The following is an 18369-nucleotide window of genomic DNA, read 5'->3' on the forward strand; positions in this document are numbered from 1 at the left end:
GTGGCGAGCGCACCCGACCGCCTGCTGCGGCGCCTGGAGTGGCAGGTGATCCGCAGGCTCGACGGGCAGCTGCAGGGCGCCTACCGCACCGTGTTCCGCGGCAGTGGCATCGACTTCGCCGACCTGCGGGAGTACACGCACGAGGACGACGTCCGCCACATCGACTGGAACGTGACGGCCCGCCTGGACGAGCCGTACGTGCGGCAGTACACCGAGGACCGGGAGCTCACCGCCTGGCTGGTGCTGGACCTGTCGGCGTCGATGCGGTTCGGCGGTGCCTCGCAGGAGGGCCGCGGCAAGGACGGTCTGCTTACCGAACTCGCCGTGTGCCTGGCCCGGCTCTTCACGCAGGGCGGCAACCGGATCGGTGCGGTGCTCTACGACAACGGCCTGCAGCGCGTGGTGCCGGCCCGCACCGGCCGTACCCACGTGCTGCGCCTCGCCCACGAGATCGGCAAGGCGACCGAGGCCCTCGCGTCCCGGAAGGGCACACCGGGCACGGCCACCGACGTCGACGCGATGCTGCGGCTGGCCGCGTCCCAGGCCCGCCGGCGCAGCCTGGTGTTCGTGATCTCCGACTTCCTGAGCGGCGACGATGGTGACGCGGTCGGCTGGGAGGACTCGCTGTTGCGGCTCACCCACCGGCACGAGGTCGTCGCGATCCGGGTCGTCGACCCCATGGAGCTGGACCTGCCCGACCTGGGTCTGGTCCTGGTCGAGGACGCCGAGACCGGCGAGCAGGTCCTCGTCGACACCAGCGACCCGATCTTCCAGCAGCGGCTGCGCGAGCAGGTCGACGGGCGTGAGGCCGCGCTCGCGGCCGCGATGCGCCGGGCCAGGGTGACGCCGCACCGCGTCTCCACCGACCAGGACCCGCTCCTCGCCCTCGTCGAGATGGTCCGCTGGTCGAAAAGGCGTAGAGCATGAGCTTCCAGCATCCGATGCTCCTGGCCGTCGGGGTCGTCGTCGCGGTGGCGGTGGCGGTGGGGTACTGGTGGCTGCAACGGCAGCGGTCCCGCGCCCTGGCCGCCGCGGGACTGGCCACGGACAAGGACGGGATCCGCCGGCACCTGCCGCCCGTCCTGTTTCTTGCCGCACTGACGCTGCTGCTGCTGTCGATCGCCCGGCCGCAGGCCGACCTGCCGGTCGCCAGGGCCGCCGGCACCGTCATTCTCGCCTTCGACGTGTCCAACAGCATGGCCGCCGACGACGTCGCACCGTCCAGGCTCGCCGCGGCGCAGCAGGCCGCGATCGAGTTCGCCGAGGCGCAGCCGGACAGCGTGAGCATCGGCGTGGTCGCCTTCGACCAGGGCGCGCTCACCACCCAGCAGCCGTCCGAGGACCACGCCGCGACGGTCGCGGCGATCAAACGCCTCCAGATCAACGGCGGCACCTCGCTCGGCCAGGCGATCCTCGCCTCGCTCACCGTGATCGCCGGAAAGCCGGCGCAGCTGCCGGAGGACGGCCAGCCGGCCGCGGACCTCGGGTACTGGGGCAACGCCACGATCGTGCTGCTGTCCGACGGTGAGGACACCGGCGGGCCCGACGCCGTGGCCGCCGCCCAGCTCGCCGCCACGGCCGGCGTGCACATCGAGACCGTCGGCGTCGGCACCGTGGAGGGCGCCACCGTCGAGATCGACGGCTACCAGGTGGCGACGTCACTGGACGAGGAGCTGCTGACCGAGGTCGCGCAGACCACGACCGGCTCCTATCACCGCGCCGAGAACATCGAGGCGTTGCACGACATCTACTCCGCGTTGGACCTGCGGCTCACCACCCAGGTGAAGCCGGTCGAGCTGACCGGCGCCGCCGCCGTGATCGCCGTGCTGCTGCTCACCATCGGGGGCATACTGATGACCACCTGGTTCGGACGGATCCTCTGATGTCGCTGCACTGGCCGTGGGCCCTCGTCGCGCTGCTGGCGTTCCCGTTGCTCCTCGCCGTGCGCTGGTGGACGCGCCGCCGCAAACGCCGCGCCGCGGTGCGGCTGCCCAGCGTCGCGCTGATCCGCGCGGCGCTGCCGGGCCGCACGTCGTGGAAGCGCCGGATCCCGCTGTGGCTGTTCGCCGCCGGCCTGCTCGTCACCGGCACCGCCGCGGCGCGGCCGGAGGCGTCGGTGGTGGTGCCCGACAGCGCCGCGACGATCATCCTGGCGATGGACGTGTCGGGCTCGATGTGCTCCACCGACGTGTCACCGAACCGGCTGACCGCCGCGCAGAAGGCGGCCCGCGAGTTCATCAAGGACCACGACGGCAACCAGAAGATCGGCCTGGTCGCGTTCTCCGGCATCGCGGGGCTGATCGTGCCGCCGACGACCGACAGCAAGCAGCTCCTGGACGCGATCGACGGCCTGCGGACCTCCCGGGGCACCGCGATCGGCCTGGCCATCCTCGCCTCCATCGACGCGATCGCCGAGATCAACCCCGACGTGCCGCCGACCGGCGTCGAGGTCCCCGACGACGGCACCGTGACCGGCGAGTACGAGCCCGACACGATCGTGGTGCTCACCGACGGCCGCAACACCGACGGCGTCGACCCGATGACGGCCGCGGCCGCCGCCGAGGCCCGCCGCCTGCGGGTCTACACGATCGGCTTCGGCACCGCCAACCCGTCCCCCATGGTCTGCTCCAGCGACCAGATCAGCGGCGGCACCCAGTTCCGCGGCGGCCCCGGCGGCCAGTTCGGCGGCCGCGGCCGGTTCCAGGACATGGACGAGGCGACGCTGACGAAGGTCGCCGACACCACCGGCGGCAAGTACTTCAAGGCCGAGGACGCCGAGTCGCTCGGTGACGTGCTGCGGGACCTGCCGAGCCAGGTGACGCTGCAGCGGAAGAAGACCGAGCTGACGTCATGGTTCGCCCTGGTGGGTGCGGCGCTGGTCCTGCTCGCCGTCGGGCTCGCGCAGTGGTGGAACCGGACCCGGCTGCCGGCCACCGCCAGCCCCCCGTCGCAACGCCCGACCGCGGCGGGACCGTAGCGGCGGTCCCGGCGGTACGCTGTCGCCTCGCGTACCGCCGGGGTAGGGAGTCATCATGGCCCGTCGCCGTCTCACGCCGCGCCGCTGGACACCGCCGGTCGCAGCGCCCGACGCCGGTCCGACCGCGCCGTTCGTCGTGGACCGGCTGCTCCCGACCGGCGGGCACGGGCCCGAGGACGTCATGTTCGACGCGGACGGCAGCGTGGTCACCGGCCTCGGCGACGGGCGGGTCCTGCGCCTCGGCCCGGCCGGCGGGCACACGGTCGCCGGCGACACCGGCGGCCGGCCCCTGGGTGTGCAGCCGTGCGCCGACGGCGGCGTCCTGATCTGCGACCACGACCGCGGCCTGCTGCGGGTGGCGCCGGACGGCACCGTCGAGGTCCTGCTCGACGCCGTCGACGGGGAGCCGCTGACGTTCGCCAGCAACGTCGTGCAGGGCCCCGACGGGACCATCTGGTTCACCACGTCGACGAAGCGGTGGAGCCTCGAACACCACCTCGGCGACATGTTCGAGCACACGTGCACCGGCCGGCTCATCCGCCGCGACCCCGACGGCACCGTCACCACCCTGCTGGACGACCTGAAGTTCGCCAACGGGCTCGTCCTGGCGCCCGACGGCACCCACCTGCTGTACGCGGAGACCGCCGGATACCGGATCTCGCGGTACTGGCTGAGCGGCCCGAAGGCAGGCACCGTCGAGGCCCTGGTGGAGAACCTCGCCGGATTCCCCGACAACATGAGCCTCGGCACCGACGGCCTGCTGTGGGTCGCGATCGCCGCCCCGCGCAACGCGCTGCTCGACCGGCTGCTGCCGCTGCCCGGCGTGCTGCGGCTCCTGGTGTGGAACCTGCCCGCCGCGCTGCGGCCCAAGGCGACGCCGGTCGCCTGGGTCATGGCCTTCGACCTCGACGGCGGCCTGGTCCACGACCTGCGCACCAGCGACGGCTCCTACGGCTTCGTCACCTCGGTCGCCGAACGCCACGGGACCGTCGTGGCCGGCAGCCTCACCCAGGACTCCATCGCGGTGCTCCGGCTCAGCGCAGGATGAGCCGGGTCCAAGACGACCTCGGCCACCTGATCAGCTGATGCGGGCGGCAGCTACCACACGGGTGACACGGATCGGCGGTGTGGCCTAGGCTCCGGTCCGTGCGCGTGAAGATCCATGACGAGACGGCCACGGGGCGGGTCATCGGTGCCCTGGAGCTGGACGTCTCCGGGCCGGTGCGGTTGCGTGAGCTGATCCGGCTGCGGGTGCGGGAGGAGGTCGCGCGGTTCAACGCCCGGCCGGTCGAGCGCTTCCACGGGCTGGTCCGCCCGACGGCGGCCGAGGCGGACCTCAACGGGTATCTCATGCCGGTCCCGGCCCGGATCGACTGGGAGCAGCAGGCCGACGCGGCGGTGACCGCGTTCGGCCGCAACGCGTTCTTCGTGCTCGTCGGCGACCGGCAGGTCGAGGACCTCGACGAGGAGCTGACCCTCGACGAGGCGTCGCGCGTGGCCTTCGTCCGCCTGGTGCAGCTGGTCGGCGGATGACCGCCGAAACTCTGGCCACGCACCGGGGGCGGGCCGCGCAGGTGCTCCCGACGGAGCTCGACGCCGACGCCGTCGAGCACTTCCACCGGCGGGTGCTGCCGGATCTCGACGACGCGCAGGTCCGCTCGGTCACCGTCGCGCTGGCCGAATGGGCGTCGGACCACCGTGGCTGGTCGTGGGAAGCGGCCCGCCTCTTCCCCGCCCTGGCCAACCGCCGGCCGGCGTGGACGGTGAGCGACGTCGAGCTGCTGTTCGACCTCGCCCATCGGGCGGCGGAGCAGTCGACCGCGACCGTGCTGCGCATCGCCACCGGCGCCGCCGAAGCGCTGGACCTGGCCGGTCGGAGCCGGCTCGTGGAGCAGTTCCGGCGGGCGCAGAAGCTGGTCGACCCGCCCGCCTTGCGCAACGTGGCGGAGCGGGCGCAGCTGCTGCGGCGGCTGATCCTGCTCGCGGACAACGCGGACACCGCCGACGGCGGCGCCACCACCTGGGCCGGGCGGATCCGGGTCGAGGACGGCTGGAGCCGCGCAGCGGTCGAATACCTGCGGCCGGCGCGGCCCGGCGCCGACACGCTCGGCGAGCTGCTGGATCACGCACTGACCGTGACGTCCGGCCCGCGGCCGACGAAGACCTGGCTGCAGCGGACCGGCGAGCTGCTGGACGGCCGGCCCGATCTCGTCACCCTGCTGCACGCCTTGCTCCACCTCGCCCACACCTGCGCGCCCGCGCCGGTCCATTACTGGCACGGCGACTACGGCATGCGGGTCTGCCAGGACAACGCCGACCTGGTGCGGGGGCTGCTGTGGGCGGCGCAGGTGTCCGGCGAGGCGTGGCTGGTCCCGCTCGTGCTGGCCCTGGAGCCGACGCTGCACGAGCCGAAGCCGCTCAACGCCTGCTACGCGGTGCTGGGGCGGCGCGCCGACGACGCCGCGATCGCCGCGCTCGTGCGGATGCAGCGCCGCACCCGGCACCGGGGGAAGCTCAAGCAGATCACCGCCGCCCTCGACGAGGCCGCGGCGGGCGCCGGCGTCAGCCGCTCGGAGCTCACCGAGCTGACCATCCCCGACTGCGGCCTCGACCGGCAGCGGCAACGGCGCCTCGGCACCGCGGTCATCGCCGTCATCGCCGTCGACGACCGGGCCAAGGTCCGCGTGACCTGGGAGCAGGACGGCACGACCTCGACGAAGCCACCGGCGTCGGCCGGCGCGGAGCTCGTCGCAGAGGTGCGCCGAGCCACCACCGACCTGAAGAAGGCCCTGGCCGACGAGCGGGTCCGGCTGGAGGACCTGCTGATCGAGGACCGCGAGTGGCCCCTGCCGACGTGGCGGGAGCGCTACATCGACCATCCGGTCACCGGCAGCCTCGCCCACCGTCTGCTGTGGACGGTCAGCGACGGCGAGCGGCGGTACACCGGCCTGCCGGACGCGGACGAACGCTTCACCCTCGCCGGCGGCGAGACGGTGGAGCCGGGCGCCGGGTCGCGGATCCGGCTCTGGCACCCGGTGGACGCCGACCCCGAGGAGGTCCGCGCCTGGCGCGAGCACATCCTCGCCGACGAGGTCGCGCAGCCGTTCAAGCAGGCGTTCCGGGAGGTGTACCTGCTGACCCCGGCCGAAGAGCAGACCAGCGTGTATTCAAACCGGTTCGCGGCGCACATCCTGCGGTACCAGCAGGCCTACGCGCTGATGAAGGAGCGCCGCTGGGGCAGCAACTACCTGGGCGGCTGGGACGGCGGCTATGACGGCGAGGCGAAACGGGACTTCCCCGCGGCCGGGCTGACCGCCGTGTTCCACCACGAGCAGGCCGCGGACGGCGGCGGCGACCCTGTGCAGTTCTGCTCGACCGATCGGGTCCGTTTCGAGCGGGGCCGCGGCCGGGCGCGGCAGGACGTCGCGCTGGCCGAGGTGCCGGTGCGGGTCTTCTCCGAGGCGATGCGCGACGTCGACCTGTTCGTCGGGGTCACGTCCATCGCCACCGACCCGACCTGGGCGGACCGCGGCGCCGGCGATCCGCGCTTCGACTACTGGCGCTCGGTCGCGTTCGGCGACCTGACCGCCAACGGCCAGGTCCGCCGGCAGGTCCTGGAGCACCTGCTGCCCAAGCTGAAGATCCGCGACCGCGCCAGGCTCGACGGCCACTACCTCGTCGTGGAAGGCCGCCGGCACACGTACCGCATCCACATCGGCAGCGGCAACATCCTGATGTCCCCCAACGACCGCTACCTGTGCATCGTGCCGTCCAGCACCGCCAAACCCACAGGCCTGCGCTTCCTGCCGTTCGAAGGCGACACCATGCTCGCCATCGTGCTGTCCAAGGCCCTGCTCCTGGCCGACGACCACAAGATCACAGACCCCTCGATCCTCCACCAGCTCGGCTAGGCCGGGCGGGAGTAGACCTCGCGGGGGATGGTGTACGCGAGGTCGACCGCCGTCTCCACGGCCTCGTCCAGATCCAGCGCGCCCTGGGCGACCAGGCCAGCGAGGTAGCCGGCGTCGATGCGGCGGGCGAGGTCGTGGCGGGCCGGGATCGACGCGAACGCGCGGGTGTCGTCGACGAAGCCGGCGGTGTTGTAGAAGCCCGCCGTCTCCGTCACGGCGGCGCGGAAGCGGCGCAGGCCATCGGGGCTGTCGAGGAACCACCAGGGCGCGCCGAGCCGCACGGCCGGGTAGACGCCGGCGAGGGGTGCCAGCTCGCGGCTGTAGACGGTCTCGTCGACGGTGAACAGGATGAGGCGCAGCGCCGGGTGCCGCCCGAACGCCTGCAGCAGCGGCCGCAGCGACCGGGTGAACTCGGCCGCGACCGGGATGTCGAAGCCGCGGTCGGGCCCGTACAGCCGGAGCGCCTCGTCGTTGTGGTCGCGCAGCACGCCGGGGTGCAGCTGCATGACGAGCCCGTCCTCGCAGGACATCGCCGCCATCTGGTACAGCATGTGCCCGGCGAACGCGGCGGCGTCGGCCGAGGTGACCTGGCCGGCAAGGGCCGCGGCGTAGATGCGGCGGGCGTCGGCCAAGCTGAGCGGGGTGGTGTCGGCGGACTCGTGGCCGTGGTCGGTGGCCAGGGCGCCGGCGGCGATGAACGCCTGCCGGCGGGCGCGCAGCGCCGCGAGATAGCCGTCGTAGTCGTCGGTGGCGACGTCGGCGCGCTTCGCGAGGGCGGCCACGTCAGCGATCCACGACGGCCGGGCGGGATGGACCAGGGCGTCGGGGCGGAACGTCGGGATGACCCGCTCGCCCCAGCCGTCGGCGGCGAGGCGGGCGTGCGCGTCGAGGTCGTCGAGGGGCGAGTCGGTGGTGGCGAGGACCTCGATGCCGAAGCGTTCGAACAGGGCCCGGGGCCGGAACTCGGGCCGGGCGAGGCGGTCGGTCAGCTCGTCGTAGAGCTGGTCGGCGGTGGCCGCGGACGGCGCGGTGTCCACGCCGAAGACCTCGACCAGCTCATGGGTGAGCCAGTACCGCGACGGGGTGCCGCGGAAGAGCCGCCAGTTGGCGCAGAACGTCCGCCAGATCGCCCGCGAATCCGAGGCGTCCGTTCCGACGCCCAGCGCCTCCAGCGGTACCCCTGCGGCATGGATCAACCGGGTCACGTAGTGATCCGGGGTGATCAGGAGGCCGGCGGGATCGCCGAACGGGGCGTCGTCGGCGAGCAGGGCGGCGTCGACGTGCCCGTGCATGCAGACCAGCGGCAGCGACCGGGTCGCGGCGTAGACGGTGCGGGCGAGCTCCCGGGTCGCGGGGTCCGGCGGCAGAGCGCGGTCGGGATCGAGGTGGAGCTGCGGCACCGTGATGACTCCCTTGCGGTTGATCCCACAAACGTTCTCATCACTGTGTGCTGATGATGGAAGCTCGTCAAGGGTTTCTCTTGACATCATCGTGCAAACGATTTCAGACTGCTCCCATCACCCCGGACCCAGGGAGCGTGCTCGATGCCGGTGACGATCAAGGACGTCGCCCGTGTGGCGGGCGTGTCGCCGTCGACGGTGAGCCGTGCCCTGACCACCCCCGCGCTCGTCCAGGCCGACACCAGGTCCAGGGTCGAGCGCGCGGCCGCCGAGCTGGGCTACCAGCCCAACCGGGCGGCCCGCGGCCTGATCACCGGCCGCACCGGCAACATCGGGCTGATCGTGCCCGACCTCACCAACCCGTTCTTCCCGGGCGTCGTCAAGGGCGTGCAGAGCCGCGCCCGCGAGTCCGACTTCTCGGTCTTCCTCGCCGACACCGACGAGGACCCGACCGCCGAGGCCGGGCTGGTCCGGGCGCTGAGCAAGCAGGTCGACGGCATCGTGCTCTGCTCACCCCGCATGGCCGAGGAGGACCTGCGCTCGGTCATCGGCGAGACGCCGGTCGTCATGCTCAACCGCCGGGTCGGCCAGATCCCGGCGATCACCATCGACAACGCCGACGGCATCCGGCAGGCCGTCGCCCACCTCGCCGCGCTCGGCCACCGGCGTATCGCCTACGTCGCCGGGCCGCGGCTTTCATGGTCCAACCGTGAGCGGGCCCGGGCGCTGCGCTCGGTGACCGCCGCGACCGGGATCGACCTCGTCGAGGTCGGCAACTTCGCACCCCAGTTCGCGGGCGGCATCGCGGCGGCCGACCTGGTGCTCGCCGCCGGTGTCACCGCCGTCATCGCCTACAACGATCTCGTCGCGCTCGGCCTGCTCAACTGGTTCGCCACCCGCGGCGTCAAGGTCCCCGAGGCCATCAGCGTCATGGGTTTCGACGACATCGTGCTCTCCCAGATGGTCAGCCCCTCGCTGACCACCGTCGCCCAACCGCAGGAGCCGATCGGCCGGGCCGGTGTCGACATGCTGCTGCAGCTGCTGGAGGACCCGGAGCGCGCGGCCGTCGCGCGGCGCGAGCTCCCCTCGCAGCTCATGGTCCGTCACTCGACGGGCCGTGCCCCTACGCAACCCCCCATCTGAGCATGACCAACGGGCCCCACCCCGGCCCGCAGAAGGGAATCCGCCATGGCCCTGATCCTCACCCGACGGCGCTTCACCGCGACCGCGTCATTACTCGCCCTGTCCCTGGTCGCCGGCTGCGGCGCGCCGACGAAGTCGACCCCGGCCCCCGCCTCCAGCGGTGACCTGCCGTTGAAGCCCGCCTCGGCGGTGACGCTCAACATCCTCGACGTCGCCGGCAACCTGCAGCTCACCCAGGGCATGATCGACGACTTCGTGGCCGCGCACGCCGACACGATCAGCAAGGTCACCTACTCCAAGGCGACCGCGCCGGAGCTCGCGCCGAAGGTCAAGGCGCAGCAGAACGCCGGACGGGTCGACATCGACCTCGTGCTCACCGGCGTCGACGGGCTCGCCGCCGGCGTCGATCAGGGGCTGTGGCAGCCGTTGCTGCCGGCGTACGCGTCGCGCCTGCCCGGCATGAACGCCTACCTGCCCGGCGCCGCCGCGATGCAGAAGCTGGCCGGCGACTTCGGGGTCACCGTCACCTACTACCCGTCCGGGCCGCTCATCGAGTACCTGCCGGACAAGGTGCCGAACCCGCCGAAGAGCGCCGAGGAGCTGCTGGCGTTCGCCAAGGCCAATCCCGGCACCGTGCAGTACGCCCGGCCCGCCAACTCCGGGCCCGGCCGCACGTTCCTGATGGGCCTGCCCTACCTGCTCGGCGACAAGGACCCGAAGGACCCGGTCAACGGCTGGGAGAAGACCTGGGCGTACCTGACCGAGCTGAACAAGTACGTGGAGCTGTACCCGTCCTCCACCAGCGAGACCATGAAGTCCCTCGCCAACGGCTCGGCGAAGATCATCGCGACGACGACCGGCTGGGACATCAACCCGCGGGTGCTCGGCCAGGTGCCGAAGGAGGCCAAGATCGGCTCGCTGAACGGCTTCCACTGGGTCACCGACGCCCACTACGCCGTGGTGCCCAAGGGCGTGTCCGCCGACAAGCAGGCCGCGATCCTGTTGCTGCTGCAGCACATGCTCACCCCGCAGCAGCAGGCGAAGGCGTACGACAAGGGCTACTTCTACCCCGGTCCCGCGGTGAAGGACGTGCCGCTGTCGATGGCGCCGGCGGACAGCCAGAAGGCGATCACCGACTACGGCCGCGCCGAGTACGACCAGCTCATCGCCGGCAACCCGCTCGAGGTCCCGCTGGACGCGAAGGCCCTCGTGGCCGCGTTCGACAAGTGGGACCGCGAGGTGGGCGGCGCGAAGGTGAAGAAGTGACCGGGTTTCAGCAACTGCGGTTGGAGGGCGTCACCCGCCGCTTCGGCGGTCAGGACGCGCTCGTCGACCTCAACCTGACGATCGAGCAGGGCGAGTTCATCGCCCTGCTCGGCCCGTCCGGCTGCGGCAAGTCGACCGCGCTCAACTGCCTCGCCGGGCTGCTGCCGCTCACCGCGGGCCGTATCTGGCAGGACGACACCCGCCTGGACACGCTGCTGCCGGAGAAGCGCGGCTTCGGCATGGTCTTCCAGAACTACGCGCTGTTCCCGCACCTTTCGGTGGCGAAGAACATCGCGTTCGGGCTGCAGATGCGCCGGCTGTCCGGCGCGGAGATCCGCCGGCGCACCGACGAGGCGATCGCCCTGGTGCACCTGGAGGAGCAGGCCCGCAAGCTGCCGGGCCAGCTGTCCGGCGGGCAGCAGCAGCGGGTCGCGATCGCCCGCGCCGTCGTGCTCGAACCGTCGCTGGTCCTCATGGACGAGCCACTGTCCAATCTGGACGCCAAGCTGCGGCTGGAGATGCGCACCGAGATCCGGCGGCTGCACCAGGCGCTCGGCCTCACCACCGTCTACGTGACGCACGACCAGGAGGAGGCGCTGTCGATGGCGGACCGCCTGGTCGTGCTGCGCGCCGGGCGGGTCCAGCAGATCGGCACCCCCGAGGACCTGCACACGCGGCCCGCGAACCGGCACGTCGCGGACTTCATGGGCTTCCGCAACCTGCTGCCCATGAAGGTCACGCAGGCCGGACCGTCCACTGTGGTCGAGGGCGGCGGGCTGACCCTGCACGGCACCCCGGTCGGCGAGGTGCGCGCCGGTGACGACGTGGTCGCCGGGGTGCGGCCCGAGTCGCTGCGGCTGGCGGCCGACGGCTTCCCCGCCACGGTGGAGGTCGTCGAATACCAGGGCCGCGAGGTCGCCGTCGAGGTCGTCACCGAGGCGGGGCAGCGGCTGCACCTGCGCACCGCGGACCGCCCGGCACCGGGGGACAAGGTCGCGCTCGCCGTGGACCCTGCCGCGTTGCTGGTGTTCCCGGCCGGGGGCGCGGACTGATGGCGGCGGTGACCGACACCCGGGTGGCGCTGCGGCACCGGCTGGCCGAACGCGGCATCGACCGGCAGCTGCTGCTGCTCGGACCCGCGCTGCTGTTCGTGGTGACGCTGTTCATCTACCCATTCTTCTACGGCATCGGGCTGTCGTTCCAGCCCGAACAGGGCGGGCCGTTCGGGGCCTACCGGTCGTTCTTCAGCGACGCGTACGAGCGCGGCACGCTCACCACCACGCTCTGGCTGTCGCTGCCGGTGGCACTGCTCAACGTCGGCGCGTCCGTGCCGATCGCCTACCGGATGCGGGGCCGGTTCCGCGGCAAGCGGCTGCTCACCACGGTCCTCGTCGTGCCGATCACGCTCGGCACCGTGCTCACCGCGCAGGGGCTGCTGAACTTCCTCGGCCCGACCGGCTGGTTCAACCGCACCCTGATGTCCACCGGACTCGTCGACGAGCCGATCCGGCTCACCCACAACTACTGGGGCGTGTTCTTCTCCCTCGTCATCACCGGCTTCCCGTTCGCGTTCCTGCTGGTGCTGTCCTACCTGTCGGGGATCGACCCGACCCTGGAGAAGGCCGCCGCCACCCTCGGCGCCGGCTGGGCGCAGCGCTTCCGGCGCATCACCCTGCCGCTGCTCGCGCCGGGGCTGGCCACCACGTTCTGCCTGACGTTCGTGCTCGCGTTCAGCGTGTTCCCGTCCGCCGTCCTCGTCGGCGACCCGGCGGGGGAGACCCGGGTCATCTCGATCGCGGCCTGGCACGCCGGCTACGAGCAGTACGACTACCCGAAAGCATCCGCGATCGCGGTCGTCATGGGCCTCGTCGAGCTCGCCGTCATCGCCGCCGTCCTGGGCTGGCGGTCGCTGCTGTACACCGGATCCACCGGAGGAAAAGGATGAGACTGGCCGCCCGTCCCGCCGCCTGGCTCGTCTGGGGCGTCGTCGCGTTCTTCTTCGTCAATCTCTTCGGCCTCGTCAGTTCCGTCGTGGTCAGCTCGTTCGGCAAGCAATGGTTCGACACCTGGCTGCCGTCCGGGTTCACCGGCCAGTGGTACGGCGAGGCGTGGCGGGACTTCGGGCTGCTGCCCGTGCTCATCACCACCCTGGAGGTGTCCGCGCTGGTCGTCGGGATCTCCGTGCTCGTCGGGGTGCCCGCCTCCTACGTCCTGGCCCGCCGCGCCTTCCCCGGCCGGCGCGCCCTGTACCTGCTGTTCCTGCTGCCGATCCTGATGCCACCCATCACCTACGGCATCCCCCTCGCGACCGTGCTCTACAAGTACGGGTTCGCCGGGCACATGACCGGCGTCGTCCTGGCGAACCTGGTGCCGTCGGTGCCGTTCGTCATCCTCACCATGACCCCGTTCATCGAGCAGATCGACCCGGCGATCGAACGCGCCGCCCGCATGTGCGGCGCCGGCACCCGCCAGGTGTTCGTGCGGATCCTCGCGCCGCTGCTCGTCCCCGGCATGCTCGCCGCGTCGATCCTCGTGCTGGTGCGCACCGTCGGCATGTTCGAGCTGACGTTCCTCACCGCCGGCCCCGACTCGCAGACGCTGGTCGTCGCGCTCTACAACTCCATGTCCGCCGCCGGTATCCGCGCGCAGCAGTCCGTCGACGCCATGGCCGTCATCTACACCGGCACGATGCTGGTGCTGCTCGTCCTGGCGCTGCGCCTGGTGAACCCGACCCAGCTCGTCGCGCGGGTCAAGGAAGAAGAGATCACATGAGGATCAGCGACGCGCGGGTGATCGTCACCTGCCCGGACCGCAACTTCGTCACGCTGAAGATCATCACCGACGAGGGGGTCACCGGCGTCGGCGACGCCACCCTCAACGGCCGCGAGCTCAGCGTGGCCAGCTACCTCACCGACCATGTGGTGCCGCAGCTCATCGGCCGCGACCCGACCCGCATCGAGGACACCTGGCAGTACCTGTACAAGGGCGCGTACTGGAGGCGCGGGCCCGTCACGATGAGCGCGATCGCCGCCGTGGACACCGCCCTGTGGGACATCCTCGGCAAGATCGCCGGGCTGCCGGTGTACAAGCTGATCGGCGGCCGCTCCCGCGAGGGCGTCACCGTCTACGGCCACGCCAACGGGTCCACGGTGGACGAGGCGCTGGTCGAGGTCGCCCGGTACGTGGACCTCGGCTACCGTGCGGTGCGGGTGCAGACCGGCGTGCCGGGCCTCGCCAGCACCTACGGCGTCTCCGGCGACAAGATGTACTACGAGCCCGCCGACGCCGCCCTGCCGACCGAGAACGTCTGGTCCACGGCCCGCTACCTCAACCACGTGCCGTCGGTGTTCGCCCGGGTCCGCGACGAGTTCGGCCCGGATGTGAAGCTGCTGCACGACGTGCACCACCGGCTCACCCCGATCGAGGCCGCCCGGCTCGGCAAGTCTCTGGAGCCGTACGACCTGACCTGGATCGAGGACCCCGTCCCCGCCGAGCTGCAGGAGGGCTTCCGGCTCATCCGGCAGCACACCACCACCCCGATCGCGGTCGGCGAGGTGTTCAACACGGTCTGGGACTGCGAGCAGCTCATCCGCGAGCAGCTCATCGACTACATCCGCGCCACCGTCGTGCACGCCGGCGGCATCACCCACCTGCGTCGCATCTTCGACCTGGCCGCGCTGCACCACGTGCGGTCCGGCTCCCACGGCGCCACCGACCTGTCCCCGGTCTGCATGGCGGCCGCGCTGCACGTCGACGTCGCCATCCCCAACTTCGGGCTGCAGGAGTACATGCGGCACACGCCGGCGACGGACGAGGTGTTCCCGCACGGGTACCACTTCGACGGCGGCTACCTGCACCCGTCCGAGGAGCCGGGCCTCGGCATCGACATCGACGAGGAACTCGCCGCGCGGTACCCGTACCGGCCGGCGTCGCTGCCGGTGAACCGCCTCGAAGACGGGACGATGCACAGTTGGTGACGCGGCTGTCCCGCAAGGCGCTGCCGTCGCTGTCCGGCGTCCGCACCCCGGCCTACGATCCCGCGGACGTCACGGTCGGCATCGTGCACCTGGGTGTCGGCGCCTTCCACCGGGCACACCAGGCCGTCTACACCGACGCCGTGCTCGCCTCGGACCCGACCTGGGGCATCAGCGGGTACACCCAGCGCTCCGCCGCCGTGCGGGACCGGCTCGCCCCGCAGGACGGGCTCTACACCGTGCTGGAACGCGGCGCCGGCGCCGCACCGCCCCGGGTGATCGGCGCACTGCGCGAGATCCACACCCCCGACGAGTGCGGCGGGCCGGCGGGCCGCATCGCCGACCCGCGGGTCCGCCTGGTCACGCTGACCGTCACCGAGAAGGGCTACCGGTTCGCCGGCGGGCGCCTGGACCTCACCGACCCGTTCATCCGCGCCGACCTCGCCACGTTCCCGCTGGCGCCGACCCGGTCCGCCGTCGGGCGGCTGGTCGCGGGCCTTGAGCTGCGTCGCCGCGCCGACGCCGGCCCGATCAGCGTGCTGTCGTGCGACAACCTGCCCGCCAACGGCGCCACCCTGCGCGGCCTGGTCGCCGGCTTCTGCGCGGCCCTGCCCGCCGGGGACCGGCTCATGGACTGGATCGCCGGGTCGGTCGCGTTCCCGTCGTGCGTCGTGGACCGGATCGTGCCGTCGACCACCGCCGCCGACCTGGCCGCCGTCGCCACCGCGCTGGGGGTCCACGACGAGGGCGCCGTCGTCGCCGAACCGTTCACCCAGTGGGTCATCGAGGACACCTTCGCCGCCGGCCGCCCCGCCTGGGAGACCGCCGGGGCCGTGTTCACCGCCGACGTCGCCCCGTACGAGGCCGCGAAGCTCCGCCTCCTCAACGCCACCCACTCGCTGCTCGCCTACACCGGCGCGCTCGCCGGCCACGACACCATCGCCGCCGCGATGACCGACCCCGTGCTCGCCGACGCGGCCCGCCGCCTGATGACCGAGGACGCGGCGCCGACCCTCACCCTGCCGGACGGGTTCGACCTGCCCGGCTACCAGGAGTCGATCCTGCGCCGGTTCGCCGACCCGGCCCTCGGTCACCGCACCGCGCAGGTCGCCGCCGACGGGTCGCTGAAGCTGCCGATCCGGCTGCTCGGCACCGCCCGGGACCGGCTCGCCGCCGGCGGGACTCCACAGTGGACGGCTCTCGCGGTCGCGGCCTGGATGGTGTACGTCGCGACCCGCCGGCCCGTCGATGACCCCCTCGCCGAGACCCTCGCCGCCGCGGATCCCTCTTCGGCGGCGGCGCTGGTCGACTCGCTCCTGCCGGTGCTGCCGGCACTGCCCGACCCCGTCTGGCGCGACCTGCTCGTCGCGCACGCCGGACGCCTGCTGCACGACAACTGAACACGGCACCTCACCGTCGCCCCAAACCGGGGTGACGCGTACCGCCATACGTCCCGAAAGGGAGTGAAGCAATGCCCAGGTTCCTCACGTGGCTCGCCGCGGCCGTCATGGTCGTGGCGGCCAACGTGGTCGCGGCGCCCAGCGCGTCCGCGGCCACCTACACCCCACCCGCGCTGCGTCAGCGGGTCGACCTCAACACCGGCTGGCGCTTCATCAAGGGCGACGTCGCCGGCGCCGAAGCCACCACCTTCAACGACAGCGCGTGGCAGCAGCTCAACGTCCCGCACACCTGGAACGCTCTTGACGGGGCGGACGGCGGCAACAACTACTACCGTGGTGTCGGCTGGTACCGCCGGCACTACACCGTCCCGGCCTCCTTCGCCGGCAAGATGCTGTTCCTGCAGTTCGCCGGCGCCAACCAGGTCGCCGAGGTGTGGGTCAACGGCACCTACCTCGGCAAGCACTCCGGCGGCTACTCCCGCTTCCGCTTCGGCGCCACGTCGGCGCTCAAGGTGGGGCAGGACAACGTCATCGCGGTCAAGGTGACCAACGCGCACAACGCCGACATCGCCCCGCTGTCCGCGGACTTCAGCTTCGACGGCGGCATCTACCGCAACGTCAGCCTCCAGGTCGTCGACCCCCTGGCCGTGCGGATGCTCGACTCCGCCGGCCCCGGCGTCTACCTGCGGCAGCGGTCGGTCACCGCCGCGTCCGCGACCGTCGACGTGACGACGAAACTGTTCAACAACAACACCTCCAGCCGCTCCGTGGTGGTCCGCACCGTCGTCACCGACGCGACCGGCACCGTGGTCGCGGACCAGTCGCTGCCGGCCCGCACCGTGGCGGCCAACGCCGGCGTGGACGTCGTGCAGACCCTCACCATCGCCGACCCGCACCGCTGGGACGGGCTCGCCGACCCCTACCTGTACAACGCGAACGTCGAGATCCGTTCCTCGGGCCTGGTCACCGACGTGGTCACCGAACCCCTGGGCCTGCGCACCTTCGGCGTCGACCCCAACACCGGCTTCACCCTCAACGGGCACGCCTACGACCTGCACGGCGTCAACCTGCACCAGGACCGCGCCGGCGTCGGCTGGGCCGTCAACGACGCGCAGCACACCGCTGACTTCGACCTCATCCGCGAGATCGGCGCGACCACCGTCCGCATGGCGCACTACCAGCACGACCAGAAGGACTACAACCTCGCCGACGAACGCGGCCTGGTCGTCTGGGCGGAGATCCCGCTCGTCAACGACACCACCAACTCCGCGGCCTTCACCGCCAACGCCCGCCAGCAGCTCACCGAGCTCATCCGGCAGAACTACAACCACCCGTCCATCGTGTTCTGGGGCATCGGCAACGAACAACGCGTCGACAACACCGCCACGAACACGCTGCTCGACCAGCTCGCCGGCCTCGTCGACACCGAGGACCCCGACCGCGTCTCCGTGTACGCCAGCTGCTGCGTCAGCGACACCGGCGCCGTGAACAGCCACGCCGAGGCCAGCGGCTACAACAAGTACTTCGGCTGGTACAACGGCACCTACAACGAACTCGGCGGCAACCTCGACAACCTGCACGCCGCGAACCCGTCGCGCAGGATCGCCCTGTCCGAGTACGGCGCCGGCGCCAGCACCACCCAGCACGCCCTCAACCCGTCCCCGCCCAGCCCCGGCGGCCAGAACCACCCCGAGGAGTACCAGGCGCTGCTGCACGAGGCGTCGTGGAAGCAGCTCGACGCGCGCCCGTACATCTGGGGCACCTACGTGTGGAACATGTTCGACTTCGCCTCCGACGCCCGCAACGAGGGCGGCCAGCCCGGCATCAACGACAAGGGCCTCGTCACCCGGGACCGCCTGACCCGCAAGGACGCCTTCTACTTCTACAAGGCCAACTGGGCGGCCACCCCGACGCTGTACATCACCAGCCGCCGCTGGACCCAACGCACGACGGCGGCGACGGAACTCAAGGTGTATTCCAACGCCTCGACCGTCACCGCCACTCTCAACGGCGCCTCCCTCGGCGCCCGCACCAGCGCCGACCACATCTTCAAGTGGACCGGCGTGACCCTTCGCCCCGGCGCCAACACCGTCCAGGTCACCGCCACCATCAACGGCACCCCCGTCACCGACACCGTGACCTGGACTGTTTCTTCCGCGGCGGCCTGACGGCCGAAAGAGCATTGGGGGATTCTCACCCCAAACCCCCAATGCTCCCTCCGGTCGCACGCCCTGCGCTTCGCGCGGCCGACTCACACGCGTGCGCGTGGCGATCAACAGACCGGTGGTCCAGGTCCGA

The 18369-nt window shown here is 71.8% G+C and carries 15 protein-coding genes; 14 read left to right on the forward strand and 1 reads right to left on the reverse strand.

Features of this window, described 5'->3' with window-relative positions:
• From OHA72_RS32725 to OHA72_RS32750, 6 genes are all read left to right on the forward strand, one after another.
• Positions 1–927, forward strand: a complete 927-nt coding sequence (locus OHA72_RS32725) for a DUF58 domain-containing protein (protein WP_326999887.1) — start codon at positions 1–3, stop codon at positions 925–927.
• On the forward strand, positions 924–1883 hold the full coding sequence (locus OHA72_RS32730) for a VWA domain-containing protein (protein ID WP_326999888.1): 960 nt from the start codon (positions 924–926) through the stop codon (positions 1881–1883). Before OHA72_RS32725 ends, OHA72_RS32730 begins: the two co-directional genes overlap by 4 nt.
• Entirely contained in the window at positions 1883–2977 is a 1095-nt protein-coding gene (locus OHA72_RS32735) for a VWA domain-containing protein (protein WP_326999889.1), read from the forward strand. The genes OHA72_RS32730 and OHA72_RS32735 overlap by 1 nt, the downstream gene beginning before the upstream one ends.
• Positions 2978–3032: 55 nt before the next feature.
• Positions 3033–4025, forward strand: a complete 993-nt coding sequence (locus tag OHA72_RS32740) for an SMP-30/gluconolactonase/LRE family protein (RefSeq protein ID WP_326999890.1) — start codon at positions 3033–3035, stop codon at positions 4023–4025.
• Positions 4026–4123: 98 nt separating this feature from the next.
• Positions 4124–4510: a hypothetical protein gene (locus OHA72_RS32745; RefSeq protein WP_326999891.1), complete on the forward strand. Its 387-nt coding sequence runs from the start codon at positions 4124–4126 to the stop codon at positions 4508–4510.
• A complete protein-coding gene (locus OHA72_RS32750; protein WP_326999892.1) occupies positions 4507–6888 on the forward strand; it encodes a DUF4132 domain-containing protein in 2382 nt (793 codons plus the stop codon). The genes OHA72_RS32745 and OHA72_RS32750 overlap by 4 nt, the downstream gene beginning before the upstream one ends.
• Here OHA72_RS32750 and uxaC read toward each other — a convergent pair.
• On the reverse strand, positions 6885–8288 hold the full coding sequence (gene uxaC / locus OHA72_RS32755; protein ID WP_326999893.1) for a glucuronate isomerase: 1404 nt from the start codon (positions 8286–8288) through the stop codon (positions 6885–6887). The two genes, OHA72_RS32750 and uxaC, sit on opposite strands and share 4 nt — an antisense overlap.
• A gap of 144 nt (positions 8289–8432) precedes the next feature.
• Here uxaC and OHA72_RS32760 point away from each other — a divergent pair, with 144 nt between their 5' ends.
• The 8 genes from OHA72_RS32760 to OHA72_RS32795 all read left to right on the forward strand — a co-directional run bounded on the left by OHA72_RS32760 (position 8433) and on the right by OHA72_RS32795 (position 18239).
• A complete protein-coding gene (locus OHA72_RS32760; RefSeq protein WP_326999894.1) occupies positions 8433–9431 on the forward strand; it encodes a LacI family DNA-binding transcriptional regulator in 999 nt (332 codons plus the stop codon).
• A gap of 45 nt (positions 9432–9476) precedes the next feature.
• Positions 9477–10697 carry an extracellular solute-binding protein gene (locus OHA72_RS32765; protein ID WP_326999895.1) on the forward strand — a complete coding sequence of 407 codons (1221 nt, stop codon included), beginning with the start codon at positions 9477–9479 and terminating at the stop codon, positions 10695–10697.
• Entirely contained in the window at positions 10694–11749 is a 1056-nt protein-coding gene (locus OHA72_RS32770) for an ABC transporter ATP-binding protein (RefSeq protein ID WP_326999896.1), read from the forward strand. Before OHA72_RS32765 ends, OHA72_RS32770 begins: the two co-directional genes overlap by 4 nt.
• Entirely contained in the window at positions 11749–12642 is an 894-nt protein-coding gene (locus OHA72_RS32775) for an ABC transporter permease (protein ID WP_326999897.1), read from the forward strand. The genes OHA72_RS32770 and OHA72_RS32775 overlap by 1 nt, the downstream gene beginning before the upstream one ends.
• A complete protein-coding gene (locus OHA72_RS32780; RefSeq protein ID WP_326999898.1) occupies positions 12639–13469 on the forward strand; it encodes an ABC transporter permease in 831 nt (276 codons plus the stop codon). Before OHA72_RS32775 ends, OHA72_RS32780 begins: the two co-directional genes overlap by 4 nt.
• On the forward strand, positions 13466–14674 hold the full coding sequence (gene manD, locus OHA72_RS32785; RefSeq protein WP_326999899.1) for a D-mannonate dehydratase ManD: 1209 nt from the start codon (positions 13466–13468) through the stop codon (positions 14672–14674). The genes OHA72_RS32780 and manD overlap by 4 nt, the downstream gene beginning before the upstream one ends.
• Complete coding sequence (locus OHA72_RS32790) at positions 14671–16071, forward strand: mannitol dehydrogenase family protein (protein ID WP_327011719.1); 1401 nt, start codon at positions 14671–14673, stop codon at positions 16069–16071. The genes manD and OHA72_RS32790 overlap by 4 nt, the downstream gene beginning before the upstream one ends.
• 71 nt (positions 16072–16142) lie before the next feature.
• Entirely contained in the window at positions 16143–18239 is a 2097-nt protein-coding gene (locus tag OHA72_RS32795; RefSeq protein WP_326999900.1) for a glycoside hydrolase family 2 protein, read from the forward strand.
• Positions 18240–18369 lie beyond the last annotated feature (130 nt).

The sequence above is a fragment of the Dactylosporangium sp. NBC_01737 genome (assembly GCF_035963215.1).
Taxonomy (GTDB): domain Bacteria; phylum Actinomycetota; class Actinomycetes; order Mycobacteriales; family Micromonosporaceae; genus Dactylosporangium.